This is a genomic window from Paenibacillus sp. VMFN-D1 (genome assembly GCF_003386155.1).
GTDB lineage: Bacteria > Bacillota > Bacilli > Paenibacillales > Paenibacillaceae > Paenibacillus_AQ > Paenibacillus_AQ favisporus.
This window is the reverse complement of the sequence record NZ_QRDU01000001.1, coordinates 1,284,636-1,304,419: the sequence shown is the minus strand read 5'-3', so window position 1 is coordinate 1,304,419 and position 19,784 is coordinate 1,284,636. Positions and strand designations below refer to the sequence as shown.

Below are 19,784 nucleotides of genomic sequence, written 5' to 3'. Positions count from 1 at the left end.
TCAACTCATGAAGGAGGATATCAACATGCATGTTTTTGTTACAGGAGCAACAGGGTATGTCGGTTCTGCGGTTGTCAAGGAACTGATCGGTGCAGGACATACCGTATCGGGCCTTTGCCGCTCTGAAGAGAAAGCAGCGGGATTAAAGGCAGCGGGAGCCGAACCGCTGTACGGCACGCTCGACGATCTCGACACGCTAAGCAGCGCCGCCGCGGCTGCGGACGGCGTGATTCATCTGGCGTTCACCAACGATTTTTCCGACTTTGAAGGTGCGCTGGCTCTGGATTTGCGGGCCGTGGAAGTCATGGGAGCGGCGCTCGAAGGCTCGGGAAAGCCGTTCATAACTACGGCACACGCCAATGGCCATGCCGTGGATCAAGCCGTGCTCGCGATGGCGAAGCGGGATATCCGGGCATCGATCGTCTCGCTTGCACCGTCCGTACACGGCGAAGGCGATAAGGGGTTTGTCTCGATGATGATCAGCATCGCCCGGTCGAAAGGCTTCGCCGCCTACATCGGTGATGGAACGAACCGCTGGCCGGCGGTTCACCGCCTGGACGCGGCAGTTCTGTACCGTCTGGCGCTGGAATCCGCCCCGGCGGGCTCACGGCTGCTTGGCGCCGGCGATGAAGGCATTCCGCTCCGCGAGATCGCCGAAGTCATCGGACGGCAATTGAACGTGCCGGCGGTCAGCATCACATCTGAAGAAGCTGCCGCTCATTTCGGCTTTCTAGGTGCCATTGCAGCACTCGACATTACAAGCTTGTATAACACTGCACAAGCGAGTCAGGCAACACGGGAGCTTCTTGGCTGGAAACCGATGCAGCCCGGACTCATCGCCGATCTAGAAGAAGGACATTATTTCGCCTAAAAAAGGAGGGGGTCCCAAGCCTTAATTGGCTGGGGACACCCTTTTTATTTTCAGTAAAGGTTATCGTTATTCGCTTGTTATGCCTCTTTTGTTCATCGGATACGGATACCCATCTATATTAAAATGATTCCTGTCGCAAATATTATTCATATTATTCAAGCGGATTGATGCATGCTAACATAAATGAAAAGTTCCGTTTATCCTGTTTCCATCGTTATATATTGACTACAGAGGAGATCATTGATGTTACCAAGGTCCGCATTTCCATTACTTCTATTGAATATGTTTCTCGCCAATCTAAGCATGGGCCTCGTCATTCCGATCGTACCGGAACTGCTCGAGATGTTTTCAGCAAGTGGGCAAGCCGCCGGCTATCTCGTCTCTTGCTTCGGTTTGACACAGTTTCTATTCTCACCCTTCGCAGGAAATTTGTCAGACCGGTACGGTCGTAAACCGATGATCATTACAGGGTTGATTTTATTTGCCATTTCTAATTTACTGGCGGCGTTTGCAGGCGATTTAACCTTATTATTCGTGTCGAGACTGATCGGCGGAATCGGGTCAGCCGCCCTGGTCCCTGCGATTATTGCCTACGTTGCGGATATTACAGCAGATGCCCAGCGCAGCAAGGCCATGTCTTGGTTAGGCGCATCGATGACTTCAGGGTTTATTATCGGGCCGGGTGTAGGAGGATTGCTTGCGGAATGGGGCATCACAATGCCTTTCTTCGCTTCCGCATCCGTTGGACTGCTGGCTATGATATGCAGTATGTGGATGCTCCCCGAGCCGCTGTCGCCTGAGATCCGCCAGCTTCGCCAATCTGTGCAGGACAAGAAAGACAATATCTTTCGTCAAATTGGTCTTTCCGTAAAATCCCGTTATTTTATCCTGCTGCTTATTGTTTTCGCCATGACGTTTGGTCTGACGCACTTTGAAGCCATTTTCCCGCTTTTTGTCGTTCAGGGTTATGGCTTTACCACGCAGCAAATCGCCATTTTACTTACCGTGTGCTCTTTGATCGGCACGCTGAACCAAGTGCTCCTGACCGACCGGATCACCCGCCGGTTCGGGGAAAAGCGGGTTATCGTCGCCATGCTTTTGCTATCCGCTTTCACGCTCGCATCGTTGCTTTTCTCAGGCAATTACTATTATGTCATGATCATCACCATGCTATTTTTTTCATTCAATAATATTTTGCGTCCAACCATCAACACCCTCCTATCCAAAGAAGCTGGAGAGGACCAAGGATTCGTCGCAGGGATGAATAATGCCTATACGAGCCTTGGTACGATCTTTGGACCGTTACTCGCAGGGATCTTATATGAAATCCATATTGACTTGCCTTATCTTTTTGGTGCATTTGTGCTGCTTGCAAGCAGTCTAGTCTCGGTAAGAAAATTGAATAAAAAATCGTCATCGGCGTCTACGAACGCGTTAACAGGCAGCATAAATCAATAAGATGATTCTCAACCCGTCTCTTCTCTCAAGTCATGCTCCATGAAGAGAATATCACGTTTCATTTCCTTCATGCCCTGTCTGGATATCCGTCCGGTCTCGAACATGGTTTGGATGTTGTCTCTCTCCAGCTGAATCCCGACCCGTGCGAGCTCCTGCATCATGATGTCGAATTCTTCCCGGTTGTAGGTGTCCGATTCGTTTCGGGTCAGAAGAAGCAGCGTACGTTCATATTGCAGGATCAGCGAGTTGACCGACTCCATATCCGTCTCCCCTTTTGCAAGCAGCGCATTCAGCTCCTTTATGACGTAAGCCGTATTTTGAAGTCTGAGCTTGGCCAATTCGGCGCGTCTCTGCCGGATACTCAGGCGGGCCGGATGCAGCATTCCGAACACTTCAATCCATTGCTTCACAGGGAAAAGCTCTTTTTTATAACGGACATCTCCTGTGTGCATAAATAACAGTTGGTTTATTCTTTTAAGGTAACGGTACGCTGTCACTGGATTCACTTCTTTCTTCTGAACCGCGTGCAGCGTGTTCTCTCTTTCCCATTTCAGGATAGACAGGCCCAAGGCCCGCTGCACTTTATCGTTCTTTTCCTCTTTTCTGAGCGATTTGATTCTGGAAGTATACGTATTGATGATCTGGGCAATCGCCAGCCGGTTCTGATCCGTGGTCAGTTCGTTTAATCCGTTCACCACATTCCTCAGAATTTCAATTTTTGCCTGAACCTCCTCCTCTTCCTGCTCCGTTAGCGTTTCTTTCCCCAATAAAAGCGGCAGCAGATAGTTGGACGCAAGAAGGGTCCACAGGATAACTCCAGCCGCAAGGAAAATGATCAGATCCCTCGCCGGAAACGCGGTGCCATCACTAAGAAATAAGGGAAGTGACATCGTACTCGCCAGTGTGATCGTTCCCCGGACGCCGGATAGGCTGAGGATCAGCGCCTTCTTGACCCTGAGCCGCCAAGGGTCGCGCGGTTTGGTCCCTTCGACCATATCCATCAGAATCGCCCAGATGAAGCGCAGTCCAAGCACAGCTGCGGTCAATAACAGGGTGTACATGATGACTTTCAGATTTCCGATTTCCGCGCTGTTCCAAATCGTCTGGATAATATCTGGAAGCTGTGTGCCAAGCAGCAGGAAAACCAGCCCGTTCAGTACAAAGATAATGACCGACCAGGTGCTTTTGGATACAACCCGCAGCTTGGCGACCTCGGGATTCATTTTCTTGTAGCCAAAAGAATGGGCGATTCCTGCCGCGACGACGGCCAGGATACCGTTAACCCCCAGTTCCTCGGCAGCCATGAAAATCACAAAGGGGGTCAGAATCTCAATCAGCATGTGGAGCGTAACATTCTCCATCCCCAGTCTCCGCAACCATTTCACCAACCCATATTTAACAAGCGTGAGCAGAAGGCCCAGCACCACCCCGCCAAGTGAGATAGAAATAAAGCTAACGCTGGCCGTTTTGAAAGAGAACACACCGGTGACCATTGCGGCTACGGCAAACTGAAATGACACCAGCCCCGATGCGTCATTGATTAAGGATTCCCCCTCCAGAATTTGCATCGTCTGATGAGGGATTTTTACTTTCTGCTCCAGTGCACCCACGGCCACAGCATCGGTAGGCGCTAATGCAGCCGCCAGTGCAAAAGATGCCGCCAGCGGAATCACCGGAAGGAGCCAATTCAGGAAATAACCAACCACGGCTACCGTCACGAACACCAGACCCAGTGCCAGCAAGAGGATGGGTTTCTTCAGCTTCCAGAGCGCTTCCTTATCCGCTTGCCTGCCATCATTGAACAGCAACGGGGCAATAAACAGGAGCAAAAACAGCTCTGGATTTAATTTCAGTTCAAAGTGTAACGGCAGCCAAGTGATCAACATCCCCAGCACGATTTGAATAATAGGCACGGAGACCGAGGGGATAAACCGGTTCACTAAATTGGATAAAGACACCGCCGCCAGCATTAGCAAAATAAACTCAAACAATTCCAAACGAATCTTACCTCCATTATCGATCTGTATTCATCAACTTAACGTAAATTCAGGGCCCTCGCAAACGATTCAGCTTATTGTAAAGTAATTTTATGAACTGTATGTGAATCGCTTGCACTTAAGCCCAGAGCAATATTCTTAGTACCCATAGGTATTATCATCGGAATTACCGACAGCTTCTTTAATACACCCTACTTCCATTTGTTCTTCACCATATATGGCTATGAAGCGTGAAAAAGCCTAATTTCTCGGCATTCGGTGAGAAATTAGGCTTTGGTACATCATTATAGGGCCCTGAAGCGAATATACAAATTATTCCCGCTCCTTTGGCCAAGAACCTTGCTGTTTGCGAATGAATACGATTTGTCCGATGTGGTATACGTTGTGCAGCATTTGACGGGCCAGCCTCCCAACACGCTCCTCATCCAGCTGACTGTCGTTCATTTGTGCCAGCGATTGACGCAATTCTTCACAAATCAGGCGGGTTTCAGCCACGGTTGCCGCCCACTTGTCAGCATCCGCCGGGTCCCCTGGCCCTCCAAATGTATCCTCCGCCAAAACAGCCTCCCATTTAGAATCAGGGGGTTCTCCGATATCTCCATATGTAGGCTTGTGTTCAGATGCCTCTGTTCCAGGCGTTGTGTCATGGAGTTGTCTGACAAGCAGGGCGTTGTAATAATTTAGATGGTTTACCGTTTGCCAAATGGTGTTTCCTCCTCCAGGAGGCTGCCAGCTTGCATCGGTCGAATTTAAACCTGCAAGAGCAGATTCTAAAGGTAAAAACCAGGTCTCCGTATCCCAAACAAAGTCAAATTGCATACGAAAAATATCTATCTGTTTCCTATTCATTTGCTCTCTCTCCTCGATGATTCATATTTGGGAGTCTTAACACAGATTACGATCGTCTCCTGTTTCTTTAAAGGACTTTTAAGACAAAACAATAAAAAGCGTCACCATTCGATCGATCTTCAATATGCTCGTCCATCCACCACACGCCGTAAGAGTAATAATAAGTCCCTTTTTCTGCGGGGGCATGAAAACTATTCTCTTTCACCGCAACGTCTATTGAACTTCCCTCCGCAGTCATTTGCGTGACGTGATGTTTGTTGGGCTTGGGCTCAACATTCATTGCAAACTTCACGACTTCACCGGGCTGCACGGAAACAGGAATTTCATCTTTTAATAGTTCAACCGGTCCTGCGGTATCCACACATATACCTTGATTCTATCCTAATCATCACTGCTTAGACGTTAAAAATTTCCAGTTTGTTGCTTCATACTTTAGCATATTCATCTTAAAACACAAAAAGCCGCAGTTACGCGGCTATGAAGTGTGTATTCTCTTATCCAGGTTCATGGCTTAGGCTGATTGAGCGCGCGCTGTTACTCTTCCCATCTTGAATGAAGCACGTGATGGCAAAAATTAGGCCGTTTATAGCCCGGCAGAAACAGCTCACAAATATCGGCGTTAATCGTGCCGTAGGTCGTTTCCGGTTTATGCTTAAAGCCTTCAAAGAAGGCGCGCAGAATGTTGTGCTTAAACCGGTTTCGCGGGAACGCATCAACGATTTGCCGGCGAATTTCTTCCGAGATCAGTTCGAAGTTTTTCCCCACGACGTCGTAACCGACGCCAAAATTCATCAGGGCCGCTTCGGTTTCTTTATACTCGACGATTCCGATCGTAGTATGCAGGGCGACGGCATCCCACACCAATCGGATGGATTCTTCAGGCACGCCACGGCTTTGCAGGAAATCTCGAGCGGCATTCGCGCCGTCGACTTCAAAGCGCTTGTCCGGACTGCGGAATGCAGGCGTAAGGCCTAAATCGTGGAAAAGAGAACTGATATAAAGCAATTCCGGATCATACTTCAATTGACTCTGGTTGCCTTTGAATGCTGCGAAAAGAAATACCCGGTTTGAATGGTTCCACAGCAAATCATCGCCATGTTCCCGGAGTAATTCGGCCGCTTCCTTGGCCAGTTTGCTATCAGGTATTTGGATATCTGCGATTGACATGGACATCGCTAAGCGCCCCCTATTTATGTCGTTAAGCTTATACTAGGGTTTCATGAAATGGAGATCAATGCGGGTATTTCTATGATCATCATCGACCAAATGCATGATCTCCTACCTATTTCCAGTATCCCCTTAAGACATTTGAATATTCCGGGAAGTCGCTGCAAATCCTTTTTCTAAATATCCATTGACATAAGTACTAATTTTACAGGAAAGGTATACCCCATTGACTCTAACAACGACATAGCTTCCTTATTCTGTTCATGAACCAGCGTCTCCACTTCGTTTCGGCCGTTCTTCAGATGATACTCAAATCCCTTCGTGATGAGAAACCTACCCAGCCCTTTTTTACGCCAACGCGGAATGACGAATAGTCTTTCGACTGCCCCAGTTTGCCAACACATTACGCTCCCAACAAGCTCATCACCTTCAAAGGCAGAGATGGTATGTAACTCCGGGCCACCCATCATCCATTCCAACATATTTACACTTCGGTATACTACACCTTGATAAAATTGATTTTCCAGCTCGGTATATTGGATTCGTTCTTCTCTGGATTCCATTGGGTGGTATTTGACATTCACTCCAACAGGCGTTCTGACTTCAGGTATGGATTCTTCAAGGGAACGCCGTGCTATGTAATAGGTTTGAAAAGGGCTAAAACCCTTCTCTTCGTAAAACGCTCTGTCACCATAAAAGTCCTTCCACGCAACCAGCTTCGTTTTTTTGTTAGGATTACGCAGCTTTTGACAAGTTTCCATAAAAGTAGGGAAAAGAGCTGCCCTCACTTCATCCATGCGGTTTAAAGCTAATTCATTCGTGGGCATTTCGACTTCGAATACATCATGATTATCCGCAATTCCGTGTCGTAAGTATCCTACACAAATTAAATTCCCGTCCTCGTTAAATACGCAGCTCATCCTCTGATGATCGTAATCTTGATTATATTTAAAAAGGATCCATGCTTTGTGACTTAAGTTTTTTACCGTTTCCTCAAAATCAGAACGATATGGACGAACTTGTAATGACATCCAAATGCCCCTCTCTGAATGGTGTTTCTCCAATCGTAGCAAAGGAAACCGTTTATAAAAATATAAAAGATCTTTCAGAATCATTTGTTACACAAAAAATCACATCATAACCTATGATGTGATTTCTGACGGCCTATATTTTTGAATAAATAATTTTTTTAATACTATCGATGGAAAGGCAGAATTGATCCGAAAGTTCATCGATCGTTGCACCATCGATATATTGCTGACGTATCGTTTCGTTTCTGAGGCTCAAATGTTTTCGGCTTCCTGAATTTTCGCCCCATTTCTTCCGTTGTCCTTCTGGGGTTGGGATGTAAACCACGCTTCCGTGGATATATTTCTGTATTTCCTTTAAAAGCTCTTCCGGAAAAATGATATCTGCATTTACATACTTCATGATAGCTCTGCTCCTTAAAATTTATTAAAATTTAAGGTTGCAAAGCCTATCCTATAAACAACTATCATGTACGCTGATATTCAGGCGGTAAAAATGAATTCTGAGCTCCATACAAACAACCGCCGTTGTTTATAGTACAAGACTTTGCATGGAGCTGATCGTCAATTTTCTCATCATTCGAGACCTCACTTTCAAAAAAATGATCGGTGTCTAATCAGTACCAAATATTACAATCGATCATATGTTTATTTTACTGATTTCTCCACTTCATGTAAATGTCTGGAACCACGCCTGACTGTCATTTCAAAGCATGAGGGGTTGGCCGTGCCCAGGGAATACCTTGTGTTCGTTTGTATTTCTTAACTGTGACCAGCTTTGATCAACCTTTTCGTTCGTTTCCATACTCATATGGGGATTATAGGGTAAATCTCCCGTAAAAACACCCACCCCCTCGATAACAATACTAATGGAATCATCCGAGTGGCCTGGTGTATGAAGTATATACCCTGGAAGGCCAACTTTTTTAGTAAAAACGGCCTGATCATGTTCATTGATGATATTATGAGCTTCCACCTTGATTTCTTTAAAGCTGGGGAACTTTTTCATAGACTCGTTTGCAGACTCAAGAAAATCCGACTGCGTTCGGCTGATAATTAGCTCAATACCCATGGATTGTATCTCTTGTGCGATTCCGCAATGATCAGGGTGAAAATGCGTTACCATCAAATAGTGAATGTCACTCCATTGGATGTTATATTTTCGCAATTGGCTGGCCATCTTCCCCAGCGTACCGGGTAACCCCACATCGATGAGAAGATACTTTTCCTGGAAGCCGATTGCATAATAATTGGTCGAAGCGTAGCCGATATTTATTACATTCATCTCGTCCTTCCTCCATTGTTATCATTCATATTTGTTGATATATAGATCTCCCACAACTTTTGCCTTTGTATGGTACCGATCATATGAATGGTAGACATCATTTGCCCATTTGTATACCATGGATTCGAGTTCTTTCTGCTTTAGCCCGATTATGTCTGTAACCGTTAAATGTCCTCTTTGCTGAAGCGGCAATGCAGGAATCAAAATATCCGGGTGTGACCGTTTGTATTGATCGAGGATACCGCTCAGCCGGCTTGTCTTTGCATACTCCCAGGCTATAGCCTTTTCAAGGATTAAATACTGTCTGGTGAGATGCAAATTGTTGTTCCATACCCCATGAACCTCCGAATGCTGCAAACAATGTGCATCGGCATATATAAATGTGAATAGCTTATTCCCTTCCATGAAATTCATTGCCAGATCGTTGAAAATGTCAAAGCATTCAAATACTCCACCGCTGGTATTCGACCCGCAAAATTGGCATCTGCCGTGATCCGTCAACTTTATGTCCTTTTTCTGGGCTTGCAGCTCTATGTTCTGCATAATCTCACCTTCCTTCGTGAACACTGACCCTTTGAAAATCTGCCTCGGCCTCTTGAGATCATTTTAAGGGTTGACGTTACGTTAAGGTCAATAAGCTATAGAGTGGGTCGTTTGAGATTCCTCCGGTTTTGGTAAGATCATATGCTGAGAAATGATAAAAAGCCGCAACAATGCGGCTCTTAAGTGAATAGCTGTTCTGGTTGTCTTAAAACTATCAATCGTACTCTTAGCCAAACCTTTTAACGTTACAAAGAGCTATGGATAAATTCCTTTATGGCCATTGCAACTCGTTCAGGCTGTTCTTCTGCTGAAAAATGTCCGCAATTCTCGATGATTTTGGCTTTGATATGTTGCAGGCCATTTTCCCTAAATCCCGCAAGGTATTTTTCAATATCTGCATGTTCATCCGATCCTCGCAAGTATAAAACTGGCGTTGACACGGTAACATGTTTTGACGCCGCATTATCCTGTTCATCTTCATGGAAGCATCTGTATAAATCAAATCCTGCTTTCAATGCGTCCAAACGGGAATAGGCTTCGGCATATAATGTTCTGCGGGCATCACTCATTCGCTTGCCTTTTCCGGCCAGCGCGTCATAGAAAAAGGAGAAATAAGGAAGTTCTTTGCCTGAAACCAGTATTTCGGGCAGTTCAGGCACGTTATGAAAACCAAAATGCCAGATGTAAGGATTACTTTTCACCTCGTTCCACGGATCAACTCCAGGAATGGCGACATTCATAATCACCGCGCGCGATAACCTGTCAGGAAAGCTCTTCAGAAAAGCATACGTCACCTGGCCCCCAGCATCACACCCTACCAACGTCACATCTTGCAAATTCATATGGTCCATAATTCCTCGAACATACTCGGCAATATTGCGTTTGCTGTATGACTGTAAAGGGATGACTGAGTTCCCGATTCCGGGGATGTCGATGGCGATAACATGATACGCTTCGGCAAGCCTATGCATCACACCTTCAAATTCCAACCAGCAGGTCGGCCAACCATGAATCAAAAACACAGTCGGCTTTGATATGGAACCAGCTTCGACTACATGGATCGGGACTTCTTTGACACGTACTTCCCGGTGTGTGAACAAACCTTCTCACTCCTATCGAAATTTTCTGATCACCTCTCGATCGTAGCATTCAAAATATGACAGCGTCTTGTCACCATTGACACATCGTATTTACAAAATGCGGACGGAAGTAAAAGCCAGCTGAGCTTAGCCGGCGGCACCCGACTCGTCTGCAGCGTGCGCATGCCCCGTTACGGCTGCCCGCCGCTTCATGCGCCGCTCCAGACGCAGGCTAACCGCAAATAAGACGAGCGACAGCGCCGTCATAGCGCCTGCGAAATAGCCAATTTCACCGACGGTAGCGAAGCGCACGACAGCTCCTCCGGCTGATGCGCCCAAAGCGCTGCCGACGTACAGGACGGAAGACTGCAGCGACAGGACGATGCCGGATGAAGGCCCCGACAGCCCGATCAACCGGTGCTGCTGCGCAGGATTGAACATGTAGCCGCTGAAGCCGAACAGTGCCATAGCCACCACCGCCATCGCGAGAATACCTGGCCGGCCGGCAAAGCCGTATAATGCGGACATCAAGATAAGCGCGGCTGTGAGCAGAGTCAGCGCCAGCGGAATCGCCCGGTTTGGTCCGATCCGGTCCGCGGCCAAGCCGCCTGTACGCACCCCGATGAAGCTGGCGATACCGGAGAGACTCAGCACCATGCTGATCGTCCGGCCGCCGGCACCATAGCCGGAAAAAAGTTCGGAAACGTACGTGAAGAGCGCAAAAATACCGGTGGCCCAAGCGAGCGTAATCAGCAAGGCGGATAGCAGCTCCGGCTTTTTCAAATACGAAAGGCGTTCCCGTATGCCGATCGCCGCGCCCGGCGCCACCTGCGGGAACAGCAGCCGGATGGCTAGCGCGGCGAGCAGCGCCACCCCGCCGACGATCCAGAACGTCGTACGCCAGTCGAACGTCAGGGCGACCCACATCCCGAAGGGGACGCCCAGCATCAGGGAGACGGTCTGCCCGGCAACGACGATCGACACCGCGCGCCCTCTTTTTTCAGGCGCGGCCAGCGTGGAGGCGACAGCGACGGCCCCCGGCGAGAACAGGCCTGCCCCCAGCGCGGCGACAATCCGCCCTGTCATCATCAAGCCATAAGAAGGAGCGAACCCGCACAGCACGTTTCCGACAGTGAGCAGCAGCAGCGAACCGAACAGCAGTTTCCTGCGTTCCATCCTCGCTGTCAGAGTCGTCAACAGCGGCGACGATACAGCGTACACGAGCGCAAACGCCGTCACCAGCTGTCCGGCAAGCGCCGTCGACACATGCATCGCCGCCGCCAGTGTCGGCAGCAGCCCGCCGATCATATACCCTTCCGTGCCGACCGCAAACGACCCAAGCGCCAGCCAAAAAATCCGTTTGTCCATGAAATCCCTCTCCTTATTTAGATTCGTCTTATCAATAGAACTAAATCAGTTACAATGAGAAGCAAAAAAAAGCTCAATTTCGGTTACATCTTACATTCTTCTCGTCATCAATACAACCGAATTGGTTACATTGAACACCGTAATGAGCCCACATCCAGCCGATTCGATACATGCCTCGGACAATCCGCCGGCTGAAGGATAGTCCAATATCATACATGCTTCTCACTCGCGCCCGCGATCAGGCAGATGTTATTTCTCAACACAACCTTTTCCCCACTTCCACCCACACTAGAACGTAGGAAGTCACCTGCCACCTCCTTCCATTGAAACTGAATCAGTTACATTGAGGAGCAAAAAAATACGGTCAGTCAAACGGCGTGACGGATTTCCCACCCGGGGTCTCCGGAGGCCGGAATCGCGGATCCAGCAGCAGCTGGCCGCTAATCTGGCCCAACCCGGCAAGCGGTTCTCGAAGAATGCCTGCCGTTGCGGCGGTATCACCGCTTCCCGTGCTCCAGCGACGAGGCGACCAGATCACGGATCGATTCCTGTGCCAGCCGGCGCTTCAACGCTTCCTCGCTGTCCTCGTAAACCGTTTGCAGGGCCGGCTGAATGCCATGGCCGATAATACAGCTCGGGTTCGGCTGGCTGTGATGCAGCTCGAATAGTGGAGTCTGCACAACGGCTTCGTACACGTCCAGCAGGCTGATCTCCTCCGGAAGGCGCGCCAGCTTCCATCCGGCCCCTGTCCCTCCGTGCTGCACCAGAACCAGGCCTGCTTTCGCGAGCTGGCCGAGAATCCGTCTCAGAAAAACCGGGCTCGTTCCCACGCTGTTCGCAATCCGGTCGGAAGGGAAAAATTCGTCCTTCTCCGACCAATAAGCCAGCCAAGTCAATATATGAAGCGCAACGGTGTAGCGGCTTACGATAGCCATTTTCGGCATCCCCTTTCAATAAAACCATTATAGTTTCATTGAACGCCTCCCGTCAACGGCTCCCTTTCTCTTCCCAGCAGCTATAGCTATACGATGTACTTTGTAATGGATTGGCTTCTCACTTCATGTCCTGCCAGCTTTTGAAATCGTGGATGGCGAATCCGGCATAGCTTGCATAATGAGCCAATTGATTATGAGCGGACTGCAGCTCTTTATCCATCATATCGCTGCTCATGGAATAGAATGAGACCCGCGGCCCCTCATTGCTTTTGACCGTTTCAACAGCAATAACAATCTTCTTGTTCAGCGTGGAAGCTTCCCTCAGCATGGCCTGCGCATTTTCCACAATGCCATTACCGCCTAACGCATGATTCCGATAATTCATGATGACAAGGGAATCGAACTTCTCCAGCATCCATGCGCTCATGCTGTAATCCTTTCCCGGTAATTTAATCGTATTCAGCCAATACGGAACGTCGATCGCAATGTTCAAGCCGCTTCCTTTGCTTTCTTTCTCAATCAGTCTCAAATTGTCCATCCAGCTTTCAAGAATGGTCTTATTGTCCGTGGTCCATTCGCTAAGACCATAAGGCTCAATATCGAAATGCAATCCCGTGAAGCCTGCTTCCGGGCCAACAGAGGAATTATAAGCTTTCACCCACGCTATAAATTTTTGAATATCTCCCTGCGCAGACATTTTGGCCCATTCCGGACGGCCCTCAAGTGCCTCCACTTGAATTCCTTCCTTCTTCGCTTTCCGGATGAAGCCTTCATATATTGCCGGATCTAGATCTCTGTCGATTTGAAGGTAAATGGATGTTACACCTTTTACTTTTGCGAAATTTATGATTTGATCTTGATCCTGTTTGAGGATGTGACTGTCCCATATCCATGTTCCTTTCGGAACCCGGGCAACAGAAGACATGATGCTCACCAGATTGCTCGAAGGCTGCCAATCCACGTTGGAGTGCAGGGCTTCACTAATAAAGCGCAGCGGAACCATCGTGCGGCCATCTTTAAGCACCGCCGACCCTTCAAAGTCCACTCTTTTCCCATTCACCAGTGCATAATTATGGCCAATCACCAAAATAATGATGTCACGGTTAAGCGAGATCGTGATTTGTTTTAAACTTCCGTTCCATTTCGTTGTCGCTCCGAGTTTGTCGGATACAAAAGCAAGCGGAACCATCGTAAGGCTGGATTTTTGATCGACATAGGGGTGTCCATCTGGGAATTGTACTTCACGCCCGTCCACGGATACACGGACTTCAGAAGCGTAAATCGCGGGGGTAAATGCACCTAAGCTCAGCATGATCGCCAACGTGCATACTAGCCATTTTCTCATGAGTGACTTCCTTATCTTATTAAATTTGTTCTTTAACGCAATGTGCACACTTAGTCGTCGCACAATGAAATTATACGGTATGTAATAATTGGTAACAAGCTCAGCGGGTAAATTACGCTTAACCCACAGGAGTCGTTCTACTAGAAGCTATCTCGGCAAGTCATAATTTCTTTACATTGCACAACCGCTCTTCACGTCCGTTAGCTTGAAACTAATCCCTGTCTTGAAAAACAGCCCTCTGGTCCAATAACAAAAGGACCACCGAAATAATCAGCAGTCCTTCTATTGATATAAAAGCAATGATCATCCGATCATTCCCCTTACAGAGGGTTGATCAGGATTACTAGGTTTTAGTTCCAACCGAGCGCCTTTTTTCCGGCTTCGATAGCTGTGATGATTCGCTCTACATCATAAACATTGCCTTTCCATGTGCCTCCGCTGACGGCTTGCAGAGCAGCCCATAGCTTCGTGTCGTCCGGGAGGTCATCATCGGGACGCATTCCTGGGTGGAATGGCCTCTGGGCCAATAATCGTGCCCCCTCATCCGGCGTTACCTCCTGGTCCCCTTCTCCGATAAAATCAACCCGCCCTTCCAGCAGGTTACGGTCAATGACAATTTCAATCCAATCGCCGTCCTTGAGCTTGCCGATCGGTCCGCCTGCCAGCGCTTCGGGGCCGACATGACCGATGCACGCGCCGGTTGAAACGCCGGAAAAACGGGCATCGGTGATAAGCGACACATATTTACCGAAGGACAGGTGCTTAAGCGCGGATGTGAGCTGATACGTCTCCTCCATGCCCGTTCCGGACGGTCCCCTGCCAATGAGAACCATGATATCACCTGCCTGAACACCACCGTTCTTAATCGCTCGGATCGCATCACGTTCGGTTGTAAACACCTTGGCCCTTCCTTTATGATGATATATGCCGTCCTCATTCAGGACGGAAGGGTCGATCGATGTGGATTTGATTACAGAGCCTTCCGGAGCGATATTCCCGGTTGGAAACGTGACGGTGGAAGTGATGCCAAGGACCCGCGATTGGTCCGGGCTCATAATGACACTGTCCGGATCGATTCCGTCCTTTTCCTTAAGCTGCTTGCGCAGCTGATGACGACGTTCCGACGATTCCCACCAATCCAGAACTTCTCCCAGTGTGGAGCCCGTTACCGTAAGCACCGATTCATCTAACACACCGAGACGTCTGAGGTGCAGCATCACTTCAGGCACGCCCCCGGCTAAAAATACCCGAATAGTCGGGTGAAAAACCGGGCCGTTCGGTAGTACGCTGACGATGCGCGGTACATCCCGGTTGACGCGGATCCAATCCTGCACCGCCGGCACCTGTAATCCAGCTGCGTGGGCGATCGCTGGGATGTGGAGCAGCAGATTCGTTGAGCCTCCGAAAGCAGCATGAACGACCATGGCATTTCGTACCGCCGCATCTGTGAGGATGTCACCCATCCGCAGTCCTTGAGACTCCATCGCCATCAGCGCACGGGAGGATTGACGGGCCATTTCCTCCCAGATGGGCTGTCCCGAAGGCGCGAGCGCGGCATGAGGAACCGTCATGCCAAGCGCCTCGGCGACAACTTGGGCCGTTGCCGCCGTACCGAGAAACTGGCATCCCCCACCAGGCGTCGCGCAGGCCCGGCAGCCAAGCTCCGCCGCTGCTTCCAGCGTGAGTTCGCCGCTTGAGTACCTGGCGCCGATCGTTTGGATTTTGCCGGCATCCTCCCCTTCGGTAGGCGGAAGCGTTACCCCTCCGGGAACGACAATTCCCGGAAGCTGCGGCATGCCCGCAAGCGCAAGCATCATGGCAGGCAGCCCTTTGTCACAGGTGGCAACGCCAATAACACCTTTTCGCGTAGGCAGCGAGCGGATGAGCCGGCGAAACACGACGGCTGCGTCGTTCCGGTAGGGGAGCGAATCGAACATGCCCGACGTTCCCTGTGACCTGCCGTCGCATGGGTCGCTCACGTAGCCGGCGAACGGGATACCACCGCGGCCGGAGATTTCCTCCGCCGCAGCCTTCATCAGCAAGCCAACCTCCCAGTGTCCTGTGTGATATCCCAGGGCTACGGGACTGCCGTCCTCTTGGCGAATCCCTCCCTGCGTGCTCAGAATCAGAAACTGCTTTCCGTTCAGTTCTCCCGGCTTCCAGCCCATCCCGACATTTTGGGACATGCCAAACAGGTCTCCGCTTGGGGCATTTCTCAGCAGATCATCTGTTAATGGCAGCCTTCCCTGCACCCCGGGGGCATGCGTTGTAATGTCGCCGCTTGCCAGGTCATCCTTCCCCATGATCGACTTGATCGAATTGTGCATGGCACCCTCCCCAAGATTATGGCTTCACGAAAACCGTTTTGATGGAAGTGAAAAATTCGATGGCCGCCTGCCCCTGTTCCCTGGAGTGCGAGCTCGACATTTTCATCCCGCCGAACGGGGCCTGCAGCTCAACGCCCGCTGTTTCCGCATTCACCCGGACCAGCCCGGCATCCATGTCCTGAATAAAGGACAGCATGGCGCCTATATTTTGCGTATAGATGGAGGCACTCAAGCCATAATCGCTATCGTTGGCCGTCGCTATCGCTTCTTCAAGGCTGTCCACGGCAATCAGGGCAAGCACCGGACCAAAAATTTCCTCCCTGGCAATGGACATTTGAGGAGTCACCCCGTCAAATAGGGTCGGCTGGACATAGAACCCGTTCTCAAGTGCCGGGCCGCTCGCCCTTGCCCCTCCGGTCAGCAATACGGCTCCTTCATCGAGCCCTTTTTGGATGTAGTGAAGCACAGTCTCCAGCTGCCTTTCACTAGCGCAGGGCCCCATCCAGGTCTCGGGTAACATGCCGTCACCAAGCCGAATGCCTTCGATTTGGGACAGCAGCTTCGCTTTAAAGGCTTCATACACTTTGCGTACAACGATCACCCGGCTGGTCGCCGTGCACTTTTGGCCGGTGGATTTCAAGCCGCCGCTGATCGTCGCTTCGACCGCCAAATCCAGGTTGGCATCCTCGGCGACAATAATCGGGTTTTTGCCGCCCATCTCGAGCTGGTACTTGGCTCCTCGAGCCAGTGCGGCCGCGCCGACGCGCTTCCCGACTTCGTTGGAGCCTGTGAAAGTGATTCCGCCCACGTCCGGATGCTCCACAAGCGCAGACCCGACCACCGAACCGCTGCCGCATACAAGATTGAAGACACCCGCCGGAATTCCCGCCTCCTCGAAGCATTCGGCCAATTTGGCTGCGGTCACCGCCGTTTCCTGAGCCGGTTTCAACACAACGGTGTTGCCGTATATCAGAGCCGGCGCAGTCTTCCAGAGGGGGATGGCTACGGGGAAATTCCACGGGGCGATCACACCGACAACCCCCAGCGGAACCCGGGTCGTGAACATCAGCGCCTCGCTGTCCGTCGAAGGAATTACGTCACCGGACTTGCGCATCCCCTCACCAGCGTAGTACCGCAAGATAGCGACCCCGCGCATCGTCTCCCCCTTGGCTTCCGCCAGCGTCTTGCCCATTTCTCTTGTCATTGCTTCGGCGACCTCATCGGCCCGCCGTTCCAATACACTGGCCGCACGAAACAGGATATTGCCGCGTTCCGACCCGGGCAGGCTGCGCCAAGCCCGCCGGGCTGCTGTGGCTGCTGCAACGGCACGGTTCACATCCTCTTCTGTGGAAACCGGTACATAACCGACCACTTCATGGCGATTCGCGGGGTTGATGCTGGGCTCCGTTTGTCCGGTGGAAGCCGCCGTCCATTCTCCATTGATGAAATTGCGATAAATCTGTTCTCCCTGGAATGCTGTCATGACAATCTCCTCCCCAAATCCCTAGTTTGATATAACGTGGTTCACCAACGTCCCGATCCCGCTAATCGAAATTTCGATGCGGTCGCCGGGAGCAAGCGTGAAGTCGGCCGGCGGCACAATAGCTGTGCCCGTCAACAGAACGGTACCGTCAAACAAATCGTTGTCCGCCGCCAGGAAGCGGACCAGCTCATCCAGCTTGCGGTTTAACTGACTTGTGCTTGCCTCACTTTCCACCACAACGTGGCCTTCGCGGTAAATTTGACAGACGATTCTGAAATCGTAGGGGTCTTCCACGGTATCCGCAAGCCGGATCGCGGGCCCGATCGAGCAGGACTTCCGCCATATTTTTGCCTGCGGCAGATAAAGCGGGTTCTCCCCCTCGATATCGCGGCAGCTCATGTCATTGCCAGCCGTGTATCCCACGATGGTCCCGTCGCCGGCAAGCACCAAGCCAAGCTCCGGCTCGGGGATTTGCCATACCGAATCGCTGCGCAGCGTTACTTGCTGATTCGGTCCGACCGTGCGTGCCGCCGTGGATTTCAAAAATATTTCAGGTCTCACGGCGTCATAGACTTTGTCGTAGAACGTCTCCGCATCCATTCTTCCGCCAGTGGCTTCATAATTCCTCGCCTCCCGGCTGCGCTGATAGGTGACGCCGGCTGCCCAGACCTCCGGCGCATCTACTGGAGTAAGCAGCTGCAATGACGGCCATGCGGCAGTCAGCTCATTTTGCGGTGTAATAGCGCTTTCAACAATTCGGACAGGTGAAACGCCTTTCTCCCTGGCCTCATCGATCAACGATATCAAATCAGAGTGAGGCAATGGATAAGCCTTCTCATCATCCGTAACCGCCGCGAGTCTCGTCTGCCGTCCGTCCAAATATCGAATAATCCGCATTCAATATTGCCCCCATTTTCTCCCTATAAGGGTTGATAATACTACCATATCATCGCCTATGACCCTTGACGATACGCTAATCTTCACTTCGATTTACCCTTTTCACGCATTTCTTTTCCGGAAGGATCAAGCTATAATCGTAACAAATTGATAACTTGTATCATACAGAGGAGGGTATCGCCGTGACCGAGCTTCCCGGAGTCTATGTTGGCCGTCTTCCCGATGTCCGCATGTCATTTCAACTGTTGGGCCTGCATGCGCGAAAAGTGGATTCCCGCTGGACCTATCCTTCCCACGAGCATCCCATGTACGAGATCCACTGGGTCGTGGAGGGAGAAATGGACATGGTGATTAATGGGCGAAAATACCGGCAGTCCCGGGGGGACCTGCTGTTCATCCATCCGGGCATGACGCATTCCTGCACCCGTGCCGGATCCCAGGGTTTCACCTACTTTTCCGTTCACTTCAGCGTGGACGATACATCCTTTTGCAAGGAGCTCAACCGCTGCAAGGAATTTTATTATCCGTCAGACTCGCCGTTGGTCCAAGGGCTGTCTCCGTCTCTGTCGACGCTGTATCGTCTTGCGGCAGAGCACCTGCGCAGCCCGCTCCCAACATCCAAACAGATGAAGGTCCATGCAGCTGTCTTCGAGCTGCTTGGATCCCTGGTTGGCCAATTGTCAGAGACTGCAACCGTCGCCCGATCCAAAAAGGAATCCCTTGCCCAGCAGATCGCCGAGCAAATAGAAGATTCCGTAAAATACATTCTCCTTCACGGAGAGATTCGGGAAAACGAACGAACCTGGATTCAGGATATTGCCAAGTCGGTCCATATGAGTCCTTCGCAAGTGAACCGCATCTTTAAGCAGATCTACGGGAAAGCCCCGCGTAAGTTTATGTCCGAAACGCTGCTGAACGAAGCACAGCGCTTGCTGCTGCAAACCGATTTGGGGATCGACCACATCGCCATGATTCTCGGATATAAAACCAATTCGCATTTCAGCCGCCAGTTCAAGCGGTGGACGGGAATGGCTCCCAGCGAGTACCGAAACCAAGTCCAGCAGCAGCCTTTAGCTTATGAGCCGGATCAGTAACTCATTAACGATATCCTATAATCGGCTTCCTCTATGATCCGGCCATAAAATTTTTAAC

At 50.4% G+C, this 19,784-nt stretch carries 18 protein-coding genes; 3 read left to right on the top strand and 15 right to left on the bottom strand.

Annotation, left to right across the window (positions count from 1 at the left end; genetic code table 11):
• The first annotated feature begins 25 nt into the window (after positions 1-25).
• Both C7820_RS06115 and C7820_RS06110 read left to right on the top strand, forming a co-directional pair.
• Complete coding sequence (locus C7820_RS06115) at positions 26-871, top strand: SDR family oxidoreductase (RefSeq protein WP_116230177.1); 846 nt, start codon at positions 26-28, stop codon at positions 869-871.
• Positions 872-1,114: 243 nt separating this feature from the next.
• The gene (locus C7820_RS06110) at positions 1,115-2,329 is read left to right on the top strand and encodes an MFS transporter (RefSeq protein WP_116230176.1); all 1,215 of its coding nucleotides are present in this window, start codon (positions 1,115-1,117) and stop codon (positions 2,327-2,329) included.
• Between the two features lie 8 nt (positions 2,330-2,337).
• On the opposite strand, the gene C7820_RS06105 is transcribed toward C7820_RS06110, so the two are convergent.
• From C7820_RS06105 to C7820_RS06035, 15 genes are all read right to left on the bottom strand, one after another.
• Complete coding sequence (locus C7820_RS06105; RefSeq protein WP_116230175.1) at positions 2,338-4,326, bottom strand: Na+/H+ antiporter; 1,989 nt, start codon at positions 4,324-4,326, stop codon at positions 2,338-2,340.
• Positions 4,327-4,638: 312 nt separating this feature from the next.
• A complete protein-coding gene (locus tag C7820_RS06100) occupies positions 4,639-5,175 on the bottom strand; it encodes a DinB family protein (RefSeq protein ID WP_220376637.1) in 537 nt (178 codons plus the stop codon).
• Positions 5,176-5,242: 67 nt separating this feature from the next.
• Complete coding sequence (locus C7820_RS06095; protein WP_116230174.1) at positions 5,243-5,536, bottom strand: hypothetical protein; 294 nt, start codon at positions 5,534-5,536, stop codon at positions 5,243-5,245.
• Between the two features lie 173 nt (positions 5,537-5,709).
• Positions 5,710-6,348 (bottom strand): HD domain-containing protein, encoded by a 639-nt coding sequence (locus C7820_RS06090; RefSeq protein WP_116230173.1) that lies wholly within the window; start codon positions 6,346-6,348, stop codon positions 5,710-5,712.
• Between the two features lie 170 nt (positions 6,349-6,518).
• On the bottom strand, positions 6,519-7,373 hold the full coding sequence (locus tag C7820_RS06085) for a GNAT family N-acetyltransferase (protein WP_181908945.1): 855 nt from the start codon (positions 7,371-7,373) through the stop codon (positions 6,519-6,521).
• 133 nt (positions 7,374-7,506) lie between these two features.
• A complete protein-coding gene (locus tag C7820_RS06080) occupies positions 7,507-7,773 on the bottom strand; it encodes a CD3324 family protein (protein ID WP_116230171.1) in 267 nt (88 codons plus the stop codon).
• 303 nt (positions 7,774-8,076) lie between these two features.
• Positions 8,077-8,655 (bottom strand): MBL fold metallo-hydrolase, encoded by a 579-nt coding sequence (locus tag C7820_RS06075; RefSeq protein ID WP_116230170.1) that lies wholly within the window; start codon positions 8,653-8,655, stop codon positions 8,077-8,079.
• Positions 8,656-8,676: 21 nt separating this feature from the next.
• Positions 8,677-9,198, bottom strand: a complete 522-nt coding sequence (locus tag C7820_RS06070) for a DUF5946 family protein (protein WP_116230169.1) — start codon at positions 9,196-9,198, stop codon at positions 8,677-8,679.
• A 245-nt stretch (positions 9,199-9,443) separates the two neighbouring features.
• Complete coding sequence (locus C7820_RS06065; protein WP_116230168.1) at positions 9,444-10,298, bottom strand: alpha/beta fold hydrolase; 855 nt, start codon at positions 10,296-10,298, stop codon at positions 9,444-9,446.
• A gap of 126 nt (positions 10,299-10,424) precedes the next feature.
• Positions 10,425-11,645, bottom strand: a complete 1,221-nt coding sequence (locus C7820_RS06060; RefSeq protein ID WP_116230167.1) for an MFS transporter — start codon at positions 11,643-11,645, stop codon at positions 10,425-10,427.
• Between the two features lie 497 nt (positions 11,646-12,142).
• A complete protein-coding gene (locus tag C7820_RS06055; RefSeq protein WP_116230166.1) occupies positions 12,143-12,580 on the bottom strand; it encodes an Rrf2 family transcriptional regulator in 438 nt (145 codons plus the stop codon).
• A gap of 118 nt (positions 12,581-12,698) precedes the next feature.
• Entirely contained in the window at positions 12,699-13,925 is a 1,227-nt protein-coding gene (locus tag C7820_RS06050; protein ID WP_116230165.1) for a copper amine oxidase N-terminal domain-containing protein, read from the bottom strand.
• A 350-nt stretch (positions 13,926-14,275) separates the two neighbouring features.
• Positions 14,276-16,252 (bottom strand): YjhG/YagF family D-xylonate dehydratase, encoded by a 1,977-nt coding sequence (locus tag C7820_RS06045; protein WP_116230164.1) that lies wholly within the window; start codon positions 16,250-16,252, stop codon positions 14,276-14,278.
• A gap of 16 nt (positions 16,253-16,268) precedes the next feature.
• Positions 16,269-17,735 (bottom strand): alpha-ketoglutaric semialdehyde dehydrogenase GucD, encoded by a 1,467-nt coding sequence (gucD, locus tag C7820_RS06040; protein WP_116230163.1) that lies wholly within the window; start codon positions 17,733-17,735, stop codon positions 16,269-16,271.
• A 21-nt stretch (positions 17,736-17,756) separates the two neighbouring features.
• Complete coding sequence (locus C7820_RS06035; RefSeq protein WP_116230162.1) at positions 17,757-18,632, bottom strand: fumarylacetoacetate hydrolase family protein; 876 nt, start codon at positions 18,630-18,632, stop codon at positions 17,757-17,759.
• A 230-nt stretch (positions 18,633-18,862) separates the two neighbouring features.
• Between C7820_RS06035 and C7820_RS06030 the strand changes: the two genes are divergently transcribed.
• Positions 18,863-19,726, top strand: a complete 864-nt coding sequence (locus C7820_RS06030) for an AraC family transcriptional regulator (RefSeq protein ID WP_089550251.1) — start codon at positions 18,863-18,865, stop codon at positions 19,724-19,726.
• Positions 19,727-19,784 lie beyond the last annotated feature (58 nt).